The following is a 20478-nucleotide window of genomic DNA, read 5'->3' on the forward strand; positions in this document are numbered from 1 at the left end:
GGAAGTAGGCGTATTCAAATTCATTTTCAAAAAAGCTTCGAAATAGCTTAGAGTGTTAATCATTGCAATGATTAACACAACTAACTAACAATCCTTCAGGACTATCTTTGATAAACTGATGAGATAAGCTGTCCTAGTCTTCGAATTCCCTTGATTATTTCTTTCTCATTGGCATAACTGAACGAGAGCCGGATAAACTCGATTCCATCCTTTTGATCCAAGAAAAAGTATTTCCCTGGAACATACGAAACACCCTCAGCTAAAGCCTGTGATAATAAATGCGACGTATCAACACCTGGAATTCTCACCCATACAAAGTAACCACCATCTGGTACATACCAGGAAACGGATTCTGGAAGAAATTGTTCCATCGAACGGATTAACGCAGTACATTTAGTACGATACACATCTTTTAGAAGGACGAGTCGTTTCTCAAGATCGGTGTTTTCTAAGTATACAGCCATTGTACTTTGAGCAAATGGATGGTCTAAATCTTTTTTAAACCACTCTAAAGCCTTAATGAATTCACTTTCTCCTGCTATCCATCCAATTCGCATTCCTGGCGCCACTACCTTGGATAATGAACCAACGTGAAGGACTCGTCCGCTTTTATCAAAAGATTTTATTGGCAGCGGACTTTTATCGAAGGATAATTCTCCGTATGCATCATCCTCTAGAATGAGGAAATCAAACTCGATGGAAAGCTCCAATAAATGCTTCCGGCGCTCAGTTGTCATAGTCGTCCCAGTTGGATTTTGAAAGGATGGGATGGTATATAGAAAACGCGGGAGGGTGAGACCTGTACGTTTCCTTTCATCCAGCATTTCTTTTAATCGGTATGTTTGGAGTCCGTGTTCATCTATAGGTATACTAATAATTTGCTTCGTATAGTTTTGAAAAATCTCTAAAGCCTCCATATAGGTGGGAGATTCTACCGCTACGACCGCTTTATCATCAAGGAGAATGCGGGCAATAAGATCAATCGCCTGGCAAGCTCCTGATGTAATCAAAAGCTGTTCTTCCAAAACGCAAATTCCACGCTCTGCCAATCTTATCTGGAGTTGCTGCTTCAGTCTTGCAATACGTGGACTTCCGAGATAATGGAGCGGCAAATCCTGCTCCTCATCAAGAAGTCTTGCTACTGCTCCCTTGAGCTCCTCAGCAGGAACGAGAGCAGGATCCGGATAACCTGAACTCAAGTGAATACAACCATCTGGAAGATCTGGCATCCATGCACCGGGCGGATCATTCTTAAGTGCCGCTTTAATGTTTTCAGAAAAAAAAGATTCAATATTCACTTTGACCATACACCTTTCCGTAAAAGTGAAGAAAGGCAGATCATCCGCCTTACTTCACTTTTTATGCAACTCATTCCATTTCTTAACCAAACGCTTCGGTGCCGCACGTAAATAGGCTTCTTGTATAAGATCGGTCAATTCATCCCAGTCTTCCCTATCCGGATTTTGAATAGAGACCCAACCGTGATGACCTATATACGGTGTTTTGAAAAAATTCTCTTTCTGTAGCAATAATTCTTGAGTGTCCCGATCTGACTTGAAAGATAAGCTGAATCCTTTCTCGCTTTCACCTGAAATCACGAAGGATTTTCCATTGATTTTAAAAGTATTGTGACCGAAACCGTCAATAAGTTCAACAGCTTCGGGCAGCGCAAGACAGATATTGCGTACATTTTCAAGCATGCCTGCCGTGTCTTGTAATTTCATGTTTTAATTCACCTATTATCGAATCTATTTTGCATTCACATCTGGTTGATGAATTCCGAATATATTGCCTTCGGTATCAATATAGTATCCTTGCCACGCCATTCCAGGCAGGGCATATTTAGGCTTTGCGATCTTGCCGCCATTCTCCATAATTTTAGCTTCCGTTAAATCGTAATTTTCCACTCCCATTGTACAAGCAAATGCATTTAAAGCTTGGTTTGTTTCCGGCGGAGCACTTTGACGCTGCATCAAAGCACCATTGATCCCAAGTTCATTCTCATCGCCAGTTACAGCCCCAAAGTAAGGCATTCCTGCATAATCACTCCAATCTTGAAATGACCATCCGAATACCTCTCCATAAAACTTCTTTGCCCGTTCCATATCATTCACATGAATTTCGAAATGAACTAATCTTCCCATGATTTCCTCCTATTTTTTACAAGAATTAAAATTATTCAGTGTGTTCGCTTACAAATTCCTATTTATTATTATAACGGGTGTGGAAATAAATTCAATTTTTATAAGAATATATTATTTTTAGTTGAGATTAAATCAATTTTTAGAGCCTCATCATACATCTTGTCATAACTTTTTAGAAAGACCACAGGAACCGTTCTTCAAATATAGTTAGTTCCGACCAACAGAATCGGCTTTATGTCCCTTCTACATATCTACTCAATTATTTTTTAAAAATTAATTGTGACACGCACTCCACATGTGTGGATGTTATTTGACGATACATGGAATGTTGGTGGAATAGCTTAATCTAAAATATAGTAACTAATGATTAACAAACAGATTAATTCCTTAGATAGGCAACCTTTTAATATAATAATAAATAAATATAGCTTATCCTTCATTAATTTTTTTCCACAAAAAGGACAATTATTATTAGTTTCCCATGCTCCTACCATTAATTTAATATTAATATCACTATTAGAAGTTACACACGAAAATATTTCTCCACTAATATTCCTTAACTTCTTTACCTTGTCGTTTTGAGACGTTATTTGTTTTTATAACTCCCTATAATATATGTTATGTAAACTAAAAAAATGTGATAAAAAAGAACCTTTAAAGCCCCTACTCTATTATTGCGCGGGTACTGCATTACGTAATAAGTTAGGCAAATGTTCATAATATACCTGGAACTATGCAGCCCGAACGGCAAGAAAATTCTGATTGGATTCCTCCCCATCCGGTTGTGAAATGCCATTCGCCCAGTCGTTTTCTACCTCTTGATCATCCATCGTTACAATAAATGTAAACGCTGCATGGGCAGCCTGTAAGTCTGGTGAAATTTTATAAAGGGCATGTAGATACAGAAATCTGCAAGGGTTTCCGAGGTCTTTTTCTCATAGATATAGTCTCCAAGATGGAAAACAAAATCGAAGTCTCCCTGTGCCATATCACGGTAGGCAGCGTAACGGCCTCCCACCCAGAGTTGGCAAAAACGCAAACGAAAGACTGTTTAAATGTGTTCCTCATGCATGAGCCGTTTTGGTCCTTCCTACTGGACTTATCTCGTTTCCAGTTTTAATATAATACTCCCGTCCTGGTTTCAGGTCATATACTTCTGCGTGAACAGAATGAGCAAGCTCTGACATTGCTACCTCTGTTCCGTGTCTTACTACCTTATTAAACTTTTCATCTTCTGCCATTTCCCACTCGACACGAATACTTTTATCCATCATCCCACCTAAACCATCTCCAGCAGTAGGATCAGGAGCTAATCTTGTCCATAATACGACGCCATCTGGTAACGGATGCAACTCCTAGAGTAAATGGATATTCATTAGATGTGAATAAAGCTTCTACATCCTTATTTGCCAATGAATTAGAGGTTGTTAGCCCAATTGTTGTAGCTAAAGCTACTTTGCCAGATGTACCAAAAAAATTTCTGCAACTCAATTTTTTAGAATTAAATTCGTTCAACCATTTTTCGTACCTCAACTTTTACTCCCCTAAGAAGATGTGTAAGTTATTATCGAACCTTGTCAAATAGTCTGACATATTATATATAAATAACATTGATTGGGAGAGGACATGACCAAATTTACCGAAACTATATACAAACTATAGATATTTAACAATGTTGTAAATGAATTAACAAATACTGGATTTTAGTTAATGTTTTGGACACTAAAAAGTTAAATCTTAAGCTGTATTCCTAATTCGATCTTCAATGGCCTGTGGGGTTTGATAGTCCAATCTGCATTCTTTTTCGGTTATACCAACCTTTAATAAATTGGAACATCGGTAATTTAGCTGTTTGATAGTCTAGCTATTGTACGTGGTTGACTTCTTCCTTTTAATAGGGCATGAAAGGATTCAATACTAAAATGTGTCCATGAAACTATACTAACTCCACTAGACAGTTTTTTTAGCATGTTTAGTTTCTCAAAGAATATTGAAAGGTTTTGTAGGTCTTTTACTAGTATTTAATTTTTGGGGTCAGATCACATTTCTTAAAGTAGTAGTAGTATCAGTATGTCCGAGATTTAGAGTTACTTGCGATTATCCTGAAATATTAGTACCAGAACAACACCTTTAAATGAAGCATTACAATCTCCAGCTGCCATCTTTTTCTATGTTTCTAGAAACAATCGTTTTGTAAACAAAACATGCTGAAAATTCTGATTTTTTATATTTTCATAACTTAGCCAAAAAAATAATTTGGCATTGGAGATAAAGATATGAAGAAGAAAACATTATTAGGAGCGGGCTTTGCTCTTGCCCTATTATTTAGTCCGTTTCACCAGGCGTGCGCTCCAGAAACAACTGGGGATTTAAGGAAAATGGACACCGTAGCTCACCGCGGGGCATCAGGGTACGCACCAGAAAACACCATTGCTGCATTTGACAAAGCATTGGAAATGAAAGTAGACTATATTGAAATTGATGTTCAACGAAGTAAAGATGGAGAACTGGTCGTGATGCATGATAACAAAGTTGATCGAACAACAGATGGTACTGGATATATTAAGGATTTGACTTTCGAACAGCTGAGAAGTCTGGATGCTGGTAGCTGGAAGGGAGAACAATTTACTGGAGAAAAAATCGCGACATTTGGAGAAGTTCTCGATCGATATCACGGGAAAATTGGTATTTTAATAGAATTAAAGTCCCCAGAGCTCTATCCAGGAATTGAAGAAAGCGTGGCCCAGGAATTAATAGAACGCAATCTTGATCACCCGCAAAATGAAAAAATCATCATCCAATCATTTAATTTTGAATCAATGAAAAAAATAGATGTTCTTCTTCCAAAGGTTCCCATCGGAGTACTGACATCTTCTAAAGCTCATACAACAGAGCAAGCATTAGAAGATTTTGCTACCTACGCTGATTACTTTAACCCGAACTATGGAATTGTTACGGAAGATTTAGTTAATCAAGTACACTCACACGGAATGAAAATTTCTACATGGACAGTACGCAGCCATGAATCAGCTGAATTTCTTTTAAGCATGGATGTGGACGCAATTATTACAGACTTTCCAGATTATGTAGATCCGAGAAACTAAACTAACCTTTCATCCTTTTTAAGATTCATGCAATCATTTATTTATGGAAAAAGAGATAGGGCTGCTGACAAACTAATAGGGTTTCAAAGAACCGTATCGATGTAAGTCTGAACCTACTCCGAACACTGAACGTTTCCTATAGCCTTGATCCGTGGCAAGGAATCCCCGGGAGGTATGGGCATCCAGTTCTATTAGATCTGGATGCTAATTTAGCCCTATAACTAGGATGCCCTTCCTTGCATTTCCACCATATATGGTGTCTTCCTTTTGGACGAACCTCACTTGGCTATATATCACCATTTAGTTCATAATCCCATTCGTTCACCTTTTCTGGATATTCGCTTGCTAGATTTTTCTTCATTTACTCTTCTCCAAAAAAAGTATTAAATGTCGCTGAGTATAATTATTCCCAAAAATTTTAATCAGCAGACAATTATGCGATTCCACACCAAGCCTGTAGCTTTATAAAAAGTTGGATTATGTTCCTAAAGTCTAAGATTATCTAACTAATATATTATCTTTCCAAGTAATATCTTTGCGTAAGTTTGGCGTATTGTTAAGATATAAGAATGGAGATTCTTTTGCTGTTCAAAAATCTTTTTCTTTAGCTCTATACCTTTCAGTGCCTTGCATAATATAACAGGCATCTTTAGGCATGCTATTGCCATCATTTCTCACTTGAATGGAGTTGATGTCTATCAGATTATGAAGAGCTTTGGCCATGAACAACTCTCCACTACAGAAATTTATTTGGAGAAGATTTTTGAAAAAGAACGTCATGTAATTCATATGTGGAAATCAGATGTGCTTGGGGTGTGTATATAATAGAAGAAAGTCGTCAAAGAACCCAGTAAATAATTGTTTAAGAATCAGTTGGAGCCCGAAGTGTGTTTATAATATCGAGCTTCATACAGCTTTTGTAACAGGGCTCAACTACATTTATCTTTTCCATTCCACATTTTCTTCTGAATTTCTTAGGCTCATAGGGGAGATAAAGGATCACTTTCTCATATTGACTTGAACTGAAAGGAAGAATACCACATAGGCATAAAGTAACTTTAACAGATATAGGTGAGAATGATCGATGTTATTTGACTTTTCTTTAATTGAAATTGACGCTATAAAACGAAGTCAGATTTGCATCAAGACCATTTAAAGAATAAAAAATGCATTTACAAAATATATTATTAAAACTGAGGAAGGAGAAAAATTTGATTATAAACAAAACAATTAAAATAATTACTTAATAAGGGGTAGACTAAGGTGAAAAAGCATTATGAACCTAGATATTTTTCTTTGGTAATTGGCATCTTAATAGCAGTTGTATCACCAATATTTCTTTTGATTACTCCCCAAGCAATAGCAGATGCAGTTCATTATAAAACAGGGATTTGGCAAGTCTATGTACCAGGAGTGAATTTTGTTGTTTATGGTATTGGTTTTTCTTTTTTAGTATTCGCTGCTCTTGTTCTCTTTTTTTTAGATATTAAGAAAGTTTCTATAATTCTATGTAGTTTTTTTGTATTGTTGAGTATAACTTCCTTTTATGTAGCTTCTCAATCTTATAAATCATTATCGGAAGATTCAATTTCATATTCTACTCTTTTATCGCTGAAAGAATATACTTATTTGTGGGAAGATGTGGAGAAGATTAATTATTATGAAGGAAATGATGATGAATTTTCAGAATACGTATTCTTTTTTAGAGATGGAAATAATTTGAATTTAAGTGAAAATGGATATATTAAGAAAATAAAATTCATGATAATTATTAAAGCTGAAGATTTAAATATAAAAATGGAGAATATTGAAAAGGAATAATTGGTTCATTTAAACTACTGGATTAATTATATGGGGTATGAATTACATAAATGAGCTTGGATGCACTTCCAAGCTCATTTTGTGTTGATGTTTCTTATTATTAATATAAGATCAGAGAAACTATGCAGCAAAATATTAATTACGTATCAATTTTTTGTTATTAAACTTTGTTCCCTATTCTGTTGTTAAAACACTTGCTATTGTAGGGTAAATTTCACTTTCAGTTCCGTTAAACTTTTTAGTGAAAACAAAATAGCATGTTGGAAATGAAAGCAATAGATTAAATGGATTAACATTTTCAATTGTCTTTTTTATATCTCCATAAGAATTGAGAACATTAAATTTATTTCCTTATACCTTCAAAACTTATTTGATAGGTCTTTACTTCTTGCTACTTTCACTTGACGTTGAAGCCGGGTTTTCAAATAAAATGATAGGTACCCTGATATTAACACGATGACCGTTGAAACAATAAGGACAATACATCCAGTTTTAACCTGTATGCCGGGTTGATTCAAAACCATTGTTAACTCCCCGTTAACCACTTTGGGAATATCAAGATACGTAAAAGGGGATAAATAGGAATAATCCTCTAGAATTTGGGTGCTGACTACATATCCTACTGTAAAAATTGCGATTGTAGCTATATAAATAGTAAATGTATTCTTTAAAAAGATGGATAGAAAGTTCGATAAAACAAGTATCAACAGTAAAATAAGGAAAACTAGAAGCATACTTTCCCATAAATAATTACCTAAAGCTAGAAAGTGAAAGCCACCATTTTTAGATACATGCCCTGTATAGGATACTGATTCAATTATGCTTGTGTGATCATAGTATAAAACCGGATAGTTCAAATCACCGAAGCGATTAAAAAGTGTACCTACCAAAACTAAAAGCAAGCATAATGCTGCACAGCTTACCATCGAAAGAATGGCTGCAGTTAGAGTTTTTCCTGTTAAAATATCCCTCTCCTTAATTGGCTGTGTTTTTAAAAAGTTCAAGGTATACTTCTTTCCTCTTTCCCCAGCCAATCCTGAACCAAATAAAAATAAAAATGGAAGTATTAATATAAGGTATAGATGATTCTCAAAAAAGTAATAAAGAGAAAAAAGACCACTATTATCAATTTTTTGATTGGCTTTCAGCACATCATTTTTTATCTCATCATCCCAATATATCGTTCGAACATATTCACCGGAAAAAATCGGACGAATATCATGTTCAATCAGCCATTCTTTTTCAGCAATGCTGGCATCAATTGAAAATTGACCTAACTCCGTTTTATATTCTATTATCAATTGTCCCGTGTCAATATCTCCGTTGGCAGCCCGATTTTGAAAAAGTTGGTAGTCCACCAATGGTCGCCAATCTCCTTGTTCATAGGAAGCGATTGCATCTTTATTTTTTTCAATCATTTTAGTACCGTATGCTAAAGTATTTCTCATTAAATCTAATTGGATATTTTCCGTTTGTTGTTCTTTTTCTAATGTAGCAATGCTATCCTTCACTGTTGGTAGAAGCAACATTTCTACTTGCTGAGCATCATCATGCACTCGTTTGACGTACTCCTTTTCTTTATCTTCCGTTTCCCCTGCAAGAAAAAAATACCCTAATATTATTAAAAATGAAAATAGCATGTTTACCTGCTTCATTAAACCTCTACGACGTGCTTTTCGAAATTCAAAAACTGAAATTGTCCAAATGGATCTAACATTTCTTTTCGTTTGTCCATTCCAAAATGGTTTTTTATAACCCGAAAAATTGAACAAACCAGTATCCTTTTCACTGAAAATTATGGATATTCCAACCAAACTGATACTCCATATCAGAGCCGAAAGAAGATACAGCCAATCCGTGCTTTTAGGAATATTTGCTATCAATTCACTAAAATGAAAAACTTGATAAGGATTCCATGTATTTTGGAAAAATACAAGATCATCTGTTGTGAAATAGCCAACGACTAAGATAAAACAGGTCGATAGTATCAATGTAAAAGAGTTCTTTAGCCAATTGCTTAATAGGGTTACAACTGCAAAAGTAAATAGACAAGCACTCCCAAAAAACATGTATGCTCTTAATACATAACTAGACGTCGAAATATAGCTATACGCTTTACCCGTAGAAACATATTGGGGATACTGAAAATCGAATACTCGTTCTCCAAAAATCAATGGAATAATGATGCCTATACTAAGAATCATCACTAAGAATATAAACAACATGAAAAGCAAGCTGATATATTTACCTACAATTATATTCCACTTAGGAATTGGTTGGGTCGTTAAGATTCGCCAGGTATTATGTTCTTTTTCTGTGGTAATAATATTCCCAAAAAACAACAATAAAAGGAAGATGGAGCCGCCCCCAAAAAGAAGCATAATAACGTCTTTAAGGTATAATACCGGTGTTACTGGAAAGGCTTCATCAGCATATGATAGATTATGAGCCAAAAGCCAATCATTTTTCTTCATTGCCTTTTCCAGTTTGCTTCCTTCCAAAGATTTAAAATCCCCGCCATGTGAAATAAACTGTTGCACATACATTAGAAATTCATGCTCAATGTTCGGTATTTTATCCCATTTCCCATTATAAATGGCAGCTTTCCAATCAACTAATTCTTTACCTACTTTTATCACTTCTTCTAACTGTTTTGTTTGTAATTCAGTAAGAGAACCTTCCATCTCAATTGCTTTTAAATTATTATAGCTTGTATTACTATCTGCGATATAAGGTTCGATAGCTTTAGAGGCACGCTCCGACATGGTAGACTGCTTTTGATAATTTTGAAAAAATAGTCCACTTATACAGAATAGAATAATAATAAATAGCCAAAGTAGCTTTTTTTGGCGCCGAATTTTTTTAAGTTCAAACAGAAAGGTCGTCATGACACACCATCGCTACTAAAGAATATTTTCTTATATCGTTCCTCTGTGCCTAAAATTTTCTTTTCGATATCCAAGACGACTATGTTATGTAGTTTTAACAATTCAAAAATATCTTGCAGATTTTCATCCTTTAAACAAATGTAAAGTCTATTTCCTTCAAATTTTGTAGTTATATTAGCTTCACTTAAAATAAATTCTGCCATTTCAACATCCATCACTTTGAATTCATACCACACTTGTTTGTGTGGTGATAGGTCTTCATGTATGAGTACACCATTTTTTAAAAACAAGATATTCGAAGTGACTTTGTCAATTTCCGCTAAATTATGTGACGATAAAAGAATGGCCGTTCCTTGTTCAGCCAATTCTAATAATAGTTCGCGGACCTTTATTGCACTAGTTGGATCGAGTCCATTCAGTGGCTCGTCAAGAATCATCAATTTCGGCTGATTGATTAGCGCCATCGCCAATAATAAATGTTGCTTCATTCCGAGTGAATAGTGTCCCACCTTTTTATTCAAATAGCCATCTATCCCAATTCTTTCAGCGGTTTCAAAAATATGTTTTTTTGTAATCCCTTGCAAGTCCCCGATAAATTGGAGATGATCATATCCCGTTAAATAATCATAAAGCACTGTGTTATCCTGCATGAAAGAAATTTTTCTAAATACTTTTGGATCTTTATTACTTCCTCCTAGTATATTGACCTTACCATTATTTGCAGGTAACAAGTTATTAATAATATTTAGAAGTGTTGATTTGCCAGAACCATTTGGACCTACGAGAGCTACAATTTCAGAATTGTTTATATCAAAAGAAATTCCCTTCAACACTTCTTCTTTACCGTATGATTTATGTATGTTATTAACAGATAAAATCAATTTTGCTCACCTCCATTATTTGGTAAACTATTTTTTTGAACAGGATAATGAATGAAGTTAAATATTTGAAAGAAATATGATTATTAGACTATCAGATTGATAAAAGAAATGCTCTTGAAACAGTCTTTTTAAAGAATGTTAAGCAAGAGCATAATCTTTATTCTACTACATTTCTATTGGTTTTGTACTAGCTGGCATTGGATATGGTAAATCGTCACGGTATAAATAACCTCTATAGTACTTATAAGTTCCAGCAGTCTTATACTTTGATAGATATCCACGATAAATTCTATTATAGTTTGTTCTTTGAAAGAACTTTACATCCGGTTCTTGATTAAAAGATATAATAAATAAATCCGGATAATAAACACTACTAGGTGCAGCAGCTTGAGTAGTTACTGAAGTAGTAGGGCTAACAGTATTCACTTTTCCCCCTAATGAATTATTCTCAGCTGCTGAAGCTACTGAGGTAAAAGTAATAAGAAGTAAAGGGGCAGTTATCAATGCCAATAGTTTGTTTTTTAACATAATATTCCTCCTTGTAATTTTGTAAAAACTCCCATTAAACACAACACTCATATACAATATTTACCACTTGATATACCATTTTTATAAAAATAAACTCTATTAAGTTAAAAAATATACCGATTTTGAATAATTTTCGATAACATACCCTTCTTTTTTTTTCTTGAGATGCATGTTGAGTGTTGAGATTGGCACTCTGAAAAATTTTCGCTACATAACTAGTTATTTCACTGCAAAATTCAACTCTATGGATATTTAAGGATAAATGAACAAACCTTTGCTCTTCTGTGCAAAAGCTATTTAACATCAGGGGTCTACTTTTTTATTCTGAACAATGCAGTCGGAGCCCCTACCATACTATCTGTACTCAACATGTCTTATACAAGAAGTGCTCCGACGGTTGTTACTCCAGCTGCAAGACCTGCACCCCCGAATAATTGTGATATGACAACAATCAACAAAGAACGTCGATATAACTGTTGTTTTTTTCTGGAGAATCTATGTATCTTTGTAGCCAACCTAGTTGATTTTCCCTATACTTTTTAATACTTCAGCTTTATTGGACATTATTCTGTCTTCCTATCCGAAGAGCTTATTTATCATCTTAGAGAATATTAACCTAATTATTATAGAAAAAGACAAAGAAAATACGGTCCAAATTACTTGAACCGTTTTCCTGTAACTACGAATAGGTTAGGGTTTTTTTTCCAGAGTTCCCCTGCTCTATGCAGATCAACCTCTTTGGCTAGTTCAGAAAACATTAGGCCATACCTAATATATTCCTTTGCAACTAAAACAAGTGCTGTATCTTGTGATTTAATAGCCCGTGCTGCTGTACTTGAAGGAAAGTTGGCAAATAATACTTCTTCATTGTCCCGTGAAATAATGGTTAGACACCACCCTTCCCGTTCTACAACTAAATCCGGATACTTCACTCCGAAGTAGTCCTTTTTTCAGCATATATTCAACACCCCCACTTCACAGATGATCTGTTTGGCTGCTCGAAATGTTTTTAATCCTAGAATTGAACGAACTCGTCTTTTAATAAAACGATGATCTTGTTCCACGATGTTATTGAAATACTTCACTTGCCTAAGTTCGATGCCTACAGGTATCTTTCTTTCATTTTTCAATTCTTTGATGACTATAGGGTAAGCTGGATTTTTATCGACGTTTATCACATGAGGCGTTGAAACATGAAGAGACCGCAAAGTTTTCTTAAAGAAGCGCTTTGCTGCCTTTTTGTCTCTTGTTTTTCTGAGATAAAAATCAATCGTGTTTCCTCTGGAATCCACTGCTCGATACAGATACATTCATTTTTGAATCATCTGTGTTATGATAACAGAATAATAACAGGAGGGCTGTGGACATGCTGAAAAAAAAGATGAAAATCGAGGTTATTCAAAAAGTATTAGACAATTGGAGGGGGTTCTTTTTACCTTACCAAATGGCATTACATGAATTAGAAAGTGATTTCAAGGTTATTGACTTAGAATGGAAAACACAACATGGCTATTCTCCTATTGAACATATGAAAACACGTATGAAAAAATTAAGTTCTTTGGTGGAGAAAATACAAAGAAAAGAAATTCCTTTAACACAAGAAGCGGTGAGGAATGAAATAAGAGATATTTTGGGAGTTAGAATTGTCACAAGTTTTATTGATGACGTATATATGTTGAAGGAGCATATCGAGCAACGTGAAGACATTCGAATGATACGCGTAAAGGATTATATTCAGGACCAGAAAATGAGCGGATATAAAAGTTTGCACCTGATTGTAGAAACCCAAGTCATCCTATCCAACGAAATAATATGGGTTCCTGCAGAAATACAAATTCGTACTTCCGCTATGGATTTTTGGGCATCCACCGAGCATAAACTAAACTATAAATATCAAGGCGAGACTATACCAGAGGATGCTCAAAAGCAGCTAATTGAGCTTGCCAAAGCTTCTTCCTTAATGGATAAAGAAATGTCAAGATTAAGAACAAAATTACTAGCCAATTAAGCAAACAATCGTGACACCTTTCTCATTTACAACCTTAAGTCAATCTGACAAATAAAAACACTTAGTCTTAGAATCTAAGGGTTTTAACAAGAAACTTAATTTTGCACTTTTTCCAGGGCTAGTTTTATGCCAAAACCAATCAGAATAGTACCTGTGATACCAACCACTCCTAAAACTCCATCAAATTGTTCGCCTTTTTTACTGTATCCATATGTGAATCCATCACAATCGGCGGTTTGTTTTCAAGTCCTTCTATAGTTGCGTAAAGATTGCCCATATCATCAATCTTTACGGGCATGCCTAATTCTTCACATCATGAATAAAAGTAATCTCTAACTAAACGGTCCTCTTCAGACAACGTTAGGCGAGTTACCCCATTGTTTTCTGTTCATCCAAAATCCTCCAACTTTTCAAGCGTATTATTTAACCTCTCACCATTAATTAATATTTTTTGTTATTGCATAGTGTATATTTCCTTTCAACTAATTTGGGGTACCTATTTGGATAAAACACCACGTAACATTACAAGAGTTACGTGGTATGCAAACTATGATATATTAAATTTTCACTGATTGTTCTTTTTGATAGATAATTTCACCATCAATAATAGTTGTTTCTACTTTTAAATCTTTAATTTGGTTTGGGTTGATACTTAAAATGCTGTCATTTAATATAACTAAATCCGCCAATTTTCCGACCTCTATGCTTCCTTTTATCTCTTCTTCAAAACTCGCATAAGCGCCATTCCAGGTGTATAGTTTAATAGCTTCCATTACGCTTATAGATTGATTAGCACCAAACTCCATTCCAGACTGGCTTTTTCTATTGACAGCAACATGAATTCCTAATAAAGGATTATAGTCAGTAACTGGCGCGTCCGATCCACCTGCTGCCACGATGCCACGATCAATAAAATCACGAACAGCGTACATGTCATTAACACGATCACCATAGTGTTGGACATATATCTCTCCGAATTCATATGGAAATGGAGGATTTGGAATAGGAACCATCTCGAGTTTTTTCATTCTCTCTTGTAAATCTGGTGAAGAAATTCCCGCGTGCTCAATCCGGTGACGATGGTTTTTTCTTGGCGATTCCTCCAACGCCCTTTCTACACAATTTAAATACATTTCAATGGCTTTATCACCTTGTGCATGTACAGTGATTTGATAGCCTTTTTTATGTGCTTCACCTAAAACCTGGTAGATTTCTTCCTCACTATAATAAAGAATGCCATAATTGTTAGAGTCACTGGAGTACGGCTCACGTGTTGCAATGGTAGGTCCGGTGCTACTTCCATCTGTAAACAATTTAGCTGGTCCAACTTTGAATCTCTCATCTCCGGTACCAGTTACCACACCAGCTTCGACCATTTTATTAACAAATTCATGGGAGTTATTTACCTGACATATCATTGCATATATACGGACACGAATATCCTTACTTTTCACAGCTTGTTGAAGTAAACGGTAACTCTCAGGACCATTTCCACCTGCCTCATGTATACTTGTTATGCCCGCTGCAACGAAATGATCTGATGCTATTTTCACAGCCTTCATCAGTTCACTTTCTGTATAACTTGCAACCTCATTCATACCCATATTTGCTGCTTCAATTAACTTTCCTGTAAGCCTTCCTGACTGATTCTTTTCAATAACTCCCCCATTAGGATCCGGTGTGTTCTCGTTAATTTGCGAAATTTCTAATGCTTTGCTGTTCACCACGCTTATATGGTTGCAAGTACGGGATACAATAATGGGGTGTTCAACTGAAATTTCATCCAGCTCAGCGATTGTTGGATAACGCTTTTCCTTCACAGCCGTTTCATTAAAGCCCCAAGCACGTATCCATTCACCTTTAGGAGTTTCTAAGGCTTTCTTTTTCAGGTCATCTAACAAAGCCTCGATAGAATCGATATGTTCAGCTTTACAACTTACCGCCAACTGATTCACCCCATAAAAAATGAGGTGAATATGAGAATCAATGAATCCAGGAAGAAGCGTTTTTCCTTGCAGGTCAAATACATCCGTTCTTTCTCCTATAAAACTCTTAACCTCCTGATTTGAACCAACAACTGCGATACGATTATCTTTTATTGCTACAGCTTCGACTACTGTATTCTTTTGGTCTACTGTAATAACTTCTCCATTTATCAATACAACATCAGCTTTCATAAACTCATCCCTTTCGTAATTACTCTTTTAGAGTGATCAGTTCAGTATTTAAAGCTATATCTCTCAACATGCTATTTCGCTTTTTAACAAGATTTATCAATAATTAGTTAAAGTTGAGATAAACATTCTTTTATTGTTTTAACAATAAAAGTAAAGTCTTCTTCTGTGATGCTTAATGGAGGAGCAAGCTGCAAAATATTATTGTAACCTGCAACAGTGTCACCATTTTTACCAATAATTAAACCTTTTTCTTTACAAGCATTGATGACTTTGTTCACCTTTTCAATGGCAGCCGGTTCTTTTGTTTGCTTATCTTCCACTAATTCAATACCTATAAGAAGGCCTTTTCCACGAACATCTCCTACGTTTGGATGCTCTTTTATATCCTCTAGTTCATATAACAGTCGTTCACCCAATTCTTTGGAACGTTCAATGAGTTTCTCATTCTCCATGATTTCCAAATTCTTCAAAGCTAGGGCGCAAGCAGCAGGATTTCCTCCGAACGTATTCACATGACGGAAGCGATCATAATCTTCACTGCCTATGTATGCCTCATAAATCTCTCGTCTGACTGCTGTTGCTGACAAAGGAAGATACGCACTTGTAATACCTTTTGCCATTGTAATGATATCTGGTTTGACGCCATAGTTCATAAATCCAAACGGCTGCCCTGTCCGGCCAAATCCACATATAACTTCATCACAAATGAGCAACGCACCATGATTCTCACAAATCTCTTTAACCTTTGCCATATAACCATCAGGAGGCATTAATATTCCTCCACCAGTAATAATCGGCTCCATAATCACGCCGGCTACTGTTTGGCTTAGCTCCCAAGTCATTACACGATCGATTTCATCAGCACTTGCCAGTGTATGAACATCATCTGGATTGCGATACGTATCAGGCGGTGCTACATGCAAAAATCCTTGCCCCAATGGTTCATATTTGTACTTTCGTTGTGCTTGACCTGTTGCTGCAAGAGCCCCCATTGAATTACCATGGTAAGCACGATAGCGTGAAATAAACTTATAGCGTCCATGGTCCCCTTTTTGCTGATGATATTGACGAGCAATTTTAAACGCCGTTTCATTCGCTTCCGACCCGCTGTTAGAAAAGAAAATGACATAATCATCACCAAGCCATTCATTCAATTTTTCTGCTAACTTAATAGCAGGAACATGGCTTTGTGTCAGAGGAAAGTACGGCATTTCTTCAAGCTGTTCAAAAGCCGCTCTCGCAAGCTCTTTGCGGCCATACCCAACATTCACACACCAAAGACCGGACATACCGTCTAAATAAGTATTTCCATCAATATCCGTTACCCATGCCCCTTCTGCTTTTGTGATAATTAAATTCGTTGGAGTAGGAGCTGCTCCTCTCATTGCATGCCAAAGGTACTTTTCATCTGCTTTTTGCAAATTTTGTGTTTGTTCTGTCGCTTGCACAATCACCAACTCCATTCTATCCTTTTATGATTTTACATCACTCTTTTAATAACGAGCGGTAAGCATTTTCTTGCGAGTATAGAATTCTACGCCATCTTTTCCATTTGCATGGAGATCGCCATAGAAGGATTTCTTATAACCTGAGAATGGAAAGAATGCCATTGGTGCAGGAACTCCAAGATTGACCCCAAGCATACCTGCATCAATTTCTTCACGGAATTCACGAATAGCTTTAGCACTATTGGTGTACAGGCATGCACCATTTGCGAATGGCGATGCATTAGCAACATTAATCGCTTCCGTCAAGTCTTTTACGCGTACAACAGAAAGAACCGGTGCGAAGATTTCATCCTGCCAGATTTTCATTTCCTGTGTCACATTGTCAAAAATCGTTGGGCCAACAAAATAACCTTGGCCTTTTGCTGCATCGTCTTCACGTCCGTCACGAATAAGTGTCGCTCCCTGCTCTACACCGGATTGAATGTAGCCGAGTGTCCGCTCTTTATGTCCTTCACGAATAACGGGACCAAGGAAAACACCTTCTTCCAGGCCATTGCCAATAGTAATAACATTAGCCGCTTGAAGCAGTCTATTAACGAGCTCATCTGCAACGTCTTCTTCCACAACAACAACAGCCGCCGCCATGCATCGTTCACCGGCTGAACCGAAGGCAGCATTTGTAATTTCTTTCGCTGCAGAACTAAGGTCCGCATCTTTTAATACGATCGAATGATTTTTTGCACCTGCAAGAGCTTGTACACGTTTGCCGTTAGCTGCTGCTGTTTTATATATATACTCAGCCACAGGTTGAGAACCAACGAAAGATATAGCCTTCACATCCTCATTGTCAAGAATGCCATTAACAACGTCATGTGCACCATGCACAACATTTAGTACGCCATCTGGAAGACCTGCTTCTTTAAACAGTTCAGCTAAGCGATTAACCAGCAACGGTGTTCTTTCAGATGGTTTTAATACAAACGTGTTTCCGCATGCAATCGCGAGTGGAAACATCCAGCATGGAACCATCATCGGAAAGTTAAATGGCGTTATTCCTCCGATTACTCCGATCGGGTAACGATACATCCCCGATTCAACACCAGTAGCAATATCAGGAAGTTGCTGACCCATCATTAAAGTTGGTGCACCTGCGGCAAATTCAACGCATTCAATCCCGCGTAACACTTCACCGTAAGCTTCTTCATAACTTTTTCCGTTTTCTAGCGTAACGATTTTAGCTAACTCATCCCAGTTTTCAACTAATAATTGTTGATAGCGAAATAGAATACGAGCACGTCGAGGTACAGCGACATTTCTCCATGTTTTGAATGCCTCATTTGCAGTTGTAACAGCTCTATCTAAATCTTTTCTAGTCGAAAGCGGTACACGAGCAATGACCTCTCCCGTTGCTGGATTTGGTACTTCTTCAACCTGTTTACTTGTGGATTCTATCCATTGTCCGCCAATATAATTTTTCAACGTTAGTACATTTTTCGTTACTGCCATGGTGAAACCTCCTATTTTTAGATAACCGTCCTATGTACTAATTGAATCCGCAAAAGAAAGCGCATTCATATGACGGTATGTAAACTTATTTGCTAAATCTCACTACATTTCGTCAACATCTAGTATAAATATTGACAACAGGAGCAGTCTCCTGCTTAGCATTTGCCCCCTCCCCATTGCACATTATTTCAGATTGATCTCATGGTTCATTTTATAATTCTTTTTCAAAAATACTGGACAATCCCATTCACATATAAGGTCCTTAGCCAAGGAAACGACCCAGTCCTTTGTAATATGATACTTTTCTCCATTAACAGTAATAAACACTTCACCGTCTGTCACATAGAAAACTTCCTGTTCTTCTAGATGCCACGTTCCTTTATCCGTTTCGCCTACCCATGGTTCCCACGTGTCAACACCTAGTTGTTGTGCTTCTTCTGCTATAAGTTTTTTCGCAAAAAACATGATGATCCTCTCTCTTTCATATAGATAATTTTGAAGGAATAGGTTCTATAAACGTACTGTCTTAACATTTGTATCTTTTAAACGTTTGAACTCTTTTTTCATAAAGTATATGGCAATGAGAACGCCTGGAATTTCTGCAGCAGGACCTGCGTACCATATACCTTCTACACCCCAGAATTTCGGGAAAATAAATAGAAACGGGAACATGAACAACAGCATTTTGCTAACACTAATAAACGTTGCGGACCAGTTTCTCTCTTGTGCTTCGAAATAACCGGAGATAAGCAAGCTGACTGCATTAAGCGTAAACAAAGAATTGAATACAACTGTCGTCCAAATGCCCAGTTTCTGCAATTCAGGATTTCCAACGGAAAAAAATGACACAATTGGATCTGCAAAAATGATTAGTATGGCTGTCACAATCACAAAGAAGGCAACTGTAAAAATGAGTCCCATCTTAATTGCTTGTTTAACACGATCAAGGTTGCCTGCACCGTAATTATAACTAATGATCGGTTGAAGTCCTGTCATCCCACCCAGCGCTGCTAAGGCGAGCATATTTGTAATGTAACCGTTTTGAATCGTGAAAGCGGCAACGTGCAGCCCACCACCATAGCTTTGCAGCATGTTGTTGAAGAAAATAATGGCAAAAAACATCATGAACAGACTCGAGAAAGATGCAAAGCCCGTCCAAGCCACTTCACCAATCGTCTTGAGATTAATCATCATGTCTTTCATTTTTGGCTTAAGTTTTGTTTTACCAAACCAGAAATAAAAGATCAGGAAAACAGGGATCGATTGCGAAATCGTATTGGCCCATGAGGAACCCATCATCCCCATGTCATACTTCGTTACCATAATCCATTCAGTAATCCCAGCAACAACTGCTGCGACTAACCAACTGTTCATTGATAATACAGGTTTTTCATCGATATTGGTTAAAACACTTAATACAACGGCCAATATCGTTAATGGCAATGAAATCCAGAGCAGTCGGCTATATTGCACTGCATATGGAAGCGCTTCATCACTTGCTCCGAATAAGGTCATAATTTGATTTTCAAAGACCACTCCAAGTACAGCTAGCAAAATGGAGAAGAAAAGAGTAAACCATAAGGTTTGTCCCATAATACCTCTAGCTTCTTCGATTTTTCCTTTTCCAAGTCGAAGTGAAATGACCGCTCCGGCTCCCACCCCCAAAAGAACGCCAAGCATACGGGTAATAACCATTACCGTAAATCCAATTCCAATCCCTTCGACTTCCAGCTCCTGAAAGCCACTGACGAAATAGCCATCGACAACCGCTGCAACTCCTAGAATCGCGTTAGCCATAATTCCTGCCAAAGCAAATCGTAAATATAGTAACGGAATACTTTTGGTTCCCAGCACTGAATCATACGCTGGCTTATTCATTACTTCTACTTGCTCTATCTTCGATGACGGACGGTTGTCTGCTATTTCCATGAGCATGTCCCCCTATAAATAATTGATGTAGTAAGTTAAGCTCA

Annotated in this window: 20 protein-coding genes and 4 pseudogenes; 3 read left to right on the plus strand and 21 right to left on the minus strand. The window is 36.7% G+C overall.

The genetic code is table 11. The features are described from left to right. Positions 1-101 precede the first annotated feature (101 nt). From NST21_RS14845 to NST21_RS14865, 7 genes are all read right to left on the minus strand, one after another. Positions 102-1307, minus strand: coding sequence for an aminotransferase-like domain-containing protein (locus NST21_RS14845; protein WP_445670521.1), 1206 nt, complete (start codon positions 1305-1307; stop codon positions 102-104). Positions 1308-1352: 45 nt separating this feature from the next. Next, positions 1353-1724, minus strand: coding sequence for an MmcQ/YjbR family DNA-binding protein (locus tag NST21_RS14850; protein WP_053346157.1), 372 nt, complete (start codon positions 1722-1724; stop codon positions 1353-1355). Between the two features lie 24 nt (positions 1725-1748). Then, positions 1749-2144 carry a VOC family protein gene (locus tag NST21_RS14855; RefSeq protein WP_340889868.1) on the minus strand — a complete coding sequence of 132 codons (396 nt, stop codon included), beginning with the start codon at positions 2142-2144 and terminating at the stop codon, positions 1749-1751. A gap of 731 nt (positions 2145-2875) precedes the next feature. Then, on the minus strand, positions 2876-3049 hold the full coding sequence (locus NST21_RS28870; protein WP_445670599.1) for an alkaline phosphatase D family protein: 174 nt from the start codon (positions 3047-3049) through the stop codon (positions 2876-2878). Next, positions 2977-3162 carry an alkaline phosphatase D family protein gene (locus tag NST21_RS28875; RefSeq protein WP_445670600.1) on the minus strand — a complete coding sequence of 62 codons (186 nt, stop codon included), beginning with the start codon at positions 3160-3162 and terminating at the stop codon, positions 2977-2979. Before NST21_RS28875 ends, NST21_RS28870 begins: the two co-directional genes overlap by 73 nt. A 46-nt stretch (positions 3163-3208) precedes the next feature. Continuing rightward, positions 3209-3496 (minus strand): PhoD-like phosphatase N-terminal domain-containing protein, encoded by a 288-nt coding sequence (locus NST21_RS14860; RefSeq protein ID WP_340889869.1) that lies wholly within the window; start codon positions 3494-3496, stop codon positions 3209-3211. Further along, entirely contained in the window at positions 3447-3677 is a 231-nt protein-coding gene (locus tag NST21_RS14865) for a hypothetical protein (protein WP_340892693.1), read from the minus strand. Before NST21_RS14865 ends, NST21_RS14860 begins: the two co-directional genes overlap by 50 nt. 743 nt (positions 3678-4420) lie before the next feature. On the opposite strand from NST21_RS14865, the gene NST21_RS14870 reads away from it, so the two are divergent. Continuing rightward, positions 4421-5248, plus strand: coding sequence for a glycerophosphodiester phosphodiesterase (locus NST21_RS14870; RefSeq protein ID WP_340889870.1), 828 nt, complete (start codon positions 4421-4423; stop codon positions 5246-5248). Between the two features lie 136 nt (positions 5249-5384). On the opposite strand, the pseudogene NST21_RS28880 reads toward NST21_RS14870, so the two are convergent. Further along, positions 5385-5522 (minus strand): annotated as a pseudogene (locus NST21_RS28880) (zinc-ribbon domain-containing protein); the annotation flags it as partial. A gap of 314 nt (positions 5523-5836) precedes the next feature. Then, positions 5837-5971 (minus strand): hypothetical protein, encoded by a 135-nt coding sequence (locus NST21_RS14875; RefSeq protein WP_340889871.1) that lies wholly within the window; start codon positions 5969-5971, stop codon positions 5837-5839. A 540-nt stretch (positions 5972-6511) separates the two neighbouring features. Between NST21_RS14875 and NST21_RS14880 the strand changes: the two genes are divergently transcribed. After that, positions 6512-7069, plus strand: coding sequence for a hypothetical protein (locus NST21_RS14880; protein WP_340889872.1), 558 nt, complete (start codon positions 6512-6514; stop codon positions 7067-7069). 359 nt (positions 7070-7428) lie between these two features. Here NST21_RS14880 and NST21_RS14885 read toward each other — a convergent pair whose 3' ends face one another. From NST21_RS14885 to NST21_RS14910, 6 genes and pseudogenes are all read right to left on the minus strand, one after another. After that, positions 7429-9957 carry an ABC transporter permease gene (locus NST21_RS14885; protein ID WP_340889873.1) on the minus strand — a complete coding sequence of 843 codons (2529 nt, stop codon included), beginning with the start codon at positions 9955-9957 and terminating at the stop codon, positions 7429-7431. Next, the gene (locus tag NST21_RS14890) at positions 9954-10838 is read right to left on the minus strand and encodes an ABC transporter ATP-binding protein (RefSeq protein WP_340889875.1); all 885 of its coding nucleotides are present in this window, start codon (positions 10836-10838) and stop codon (positions 9954-9956) included. Before NST21_RS14890 ends, NST21_RS14885 begins: the two co-directional genes overlap by 4 nt. A gap of 165 nt (positions 10839-11003) precedes the next feature. Then, complete coding sequence (locus NST21_RS14895) at positions 11004-11366, minus strand: hypothetical protein (RefSeq protein WP_340889876.1); 363 nt, start codon at positions 11364-11366, stop codon at positions 11004-11006. 377 nt (positions 11367-11743) lie between these two features. Next, positions 11744-11910, minus strand: a pseudogene (locus NST21_RS14900) (MFS transporter); the annotation flags it as partial. A gap of 112 nt (positions 11911-12022) precedes the next feature. After that, positions 12023-12298, minus strand: coding sequence for a hypothetical protein (locus tag NST21_RS14905; protein WP_445670522.1), 276 nt, complete (start codon positions 12296-12298; stop codon positions 12023-12025). Positions 12299-12322: 24 nt separating this feature from the next. Continuing rightward, positions 12323-12676, minus strand: a pseudogene (locus NST21_RS14910) (IS6 family transposase); the annotation flags it as partial. 56 nt (positions 12677-12732) lie between these two features. On the opposite strand from NST21_RS14910, the gene NST21_RS14915 reads away from it, so the two are divergent. Next, a complete protein-coding gene (locus tag NST21_RS14915; protein ID WP_340889879.1) occupies positions 12733-13374 on the plus strand; it encodes a GTP pyrophosphokinase in 642 nt (213 codons plus the stop codon). Between the two features lie 161 nt (positions 13375-13535). Here NST21_RS14915 and NST21_RS14920 read toward each other — a convergent pair. The 6 genes and pseudogenes from NST21_RS14920 to NST21_RS14945 all read right to left on the minus strand — a co-directional run. Then, positions 13536-13822, minus strand: a pseudogene (locus NST21_RS14920) (Zn-dependent hydrolase); the annotation flags it as partial. 109 nt (positions 13823-13931) lie between these two features. Then, positions 13932-15551: an amidohydrolase gene (locus NST21_RS14925; protein WP_340889881.1), complete on the minus strand. Its 1620-nt coding sequence runs from the start codon at positions 15549-15551 to the stop codon at positions 13932-13934. 107 nt (positions 15552-15658) lie between these two features. Next, entirely contained in the window at positions 15659-16999 is a 1341-nt protein-coding gene (locus NST21_RS14930) for an aspartate aminotransferase family protein (protein WP_340889883.1), read from the minus strand. A 45-nt stretch (positions 17000-17044) separates the two neighbouring features. Next, entirely contained in the window at positions 17045-18505 is a 1461-nt protein-coding gene (locus NST21_RS14935) for a CoA-acylating methylmalonate-semialdehyde dehydrogenase (protein ID WP_098177619.1), read from the minus strand. A 183-nt stretch (positions 18506-18688) separates the two neighbouring features. Continuing rightward, complete coding sequence (locus NST21_RS14940) at positions 18689-18970, minus strand: cupin domain-containing protein (RefSeq protein WP_340889886.1); 282 nt, start codon at positions 18968-18970, stop codon at positions 18689-18691. Positions 18971-19015: 45 nt separating this feature from the next. Beyond that, positions 19016-20434 carry an MATE family efflux transporter gene (locus NST21_RS14945; RefSeq protein WP_340889888.1) on the minus strand — a complete coding sequence of 473 codons (1419 nt, stop codon included), beginning with the start codon at positions 20432-20434 and terminating at the stop codon, positions 19016-19018. Positions 20435-20478 lie beyond the last annotated feature (44 nt).

The sequence above is a fragment of the Peribacillus sp. FSL K6-1552 genome, from assembly GCF_038005205.1.
Lineage (GTDB): Bacteria > Bacillota > Bacilli > Bacillales > DSM-1321 > Peribacillus > Peribacillus butanolivorans.

Bases quoted from the DNA above. Each gene is read 5' to 3' on its own strand.
- NST21_RS14885 (WP_340889873.1), bottom strand. From the start codon at position 9,957: ATGACGACCTTTCTGTTTGAACTTAAAAAAATTCGGCGCCAAAAAAAG.
- NST21_RS14940 (WP_340889886.1), bottom strand. From the start codon at position 18,970: ATGTTTTTTGCGAAAAAACTTATAGCAGAAGAAGCACAACAACTAGGT.
- NST21_RS14855 (WP_340889868.1), bottom strand. From the start codon at position 2,144: ATGGGAAGATTAGTTCATTTCGAAATTCATGTGAATGATATGGAACGG.
- NST21_RS14850 (WP_053346157.1), bottom strand. From the start codon at position 1,724: ATGAAATTACAAGACACGGCAGGCATGCTTGAAAATGTACGCAATATC.
- NST21_RS14945 (WP_340889888.1), bottom strand. From the start codon at position 20,434: ATGGAAATAGCAGACAACCGTCCGTCATCGAAGATAGAGCAAGTAGAA.
- NST21_RS14895 (WP_340889876.1), bottom strand. From the start codon at position 11,366: ATGTTAAAAAACAAACTATTGGCATTGATAACTGCCCCTTTACTTCTT.
- NST21_RS14845 (WP_445670521.1), bottom strand. From the start codon at position 1,307: ATGGTCAAAGTGAATATTGAATCTTTTTTTTCTGAAAACATTAAAGCG.
- NST21_RS14870 (WP_340889870.1), top strand. From the start codon at position 4,421: ATGAAGAAGAAAACATTATTAGGAGCGGGCTTTGCTCTTGCCCTATTA.
- NST21_RS14935 (WP_098177619.1), bottom strand. From the start codon at position 18,505: ATGGCAGTAACGAAAAATGTACTAACGTTGAAAAATTATATTGGCGGA.
- NST21_RS14915 (WP_340889879.1), top strand. From the start codon at position 12,733: ATGCTGAAAAAAAAGATGAAAATCGAGGTTATTCAAAAAGTATTAGAC.
- NST21_RS14875 (WP_340889871.1), bottom strand. From the start codon at position 5,971: ATGGCCAAAGCTCTTCATAATCTGATAGACATCAACTCCATTCAAGTG.
- NST21_RS14925 (WP_340889881.1), bottom strand. From the start codon at position 15,551: ATGAAAGCTGATGTTGTATTGATAAATGGAGAAGTTATTACAGTAGAC.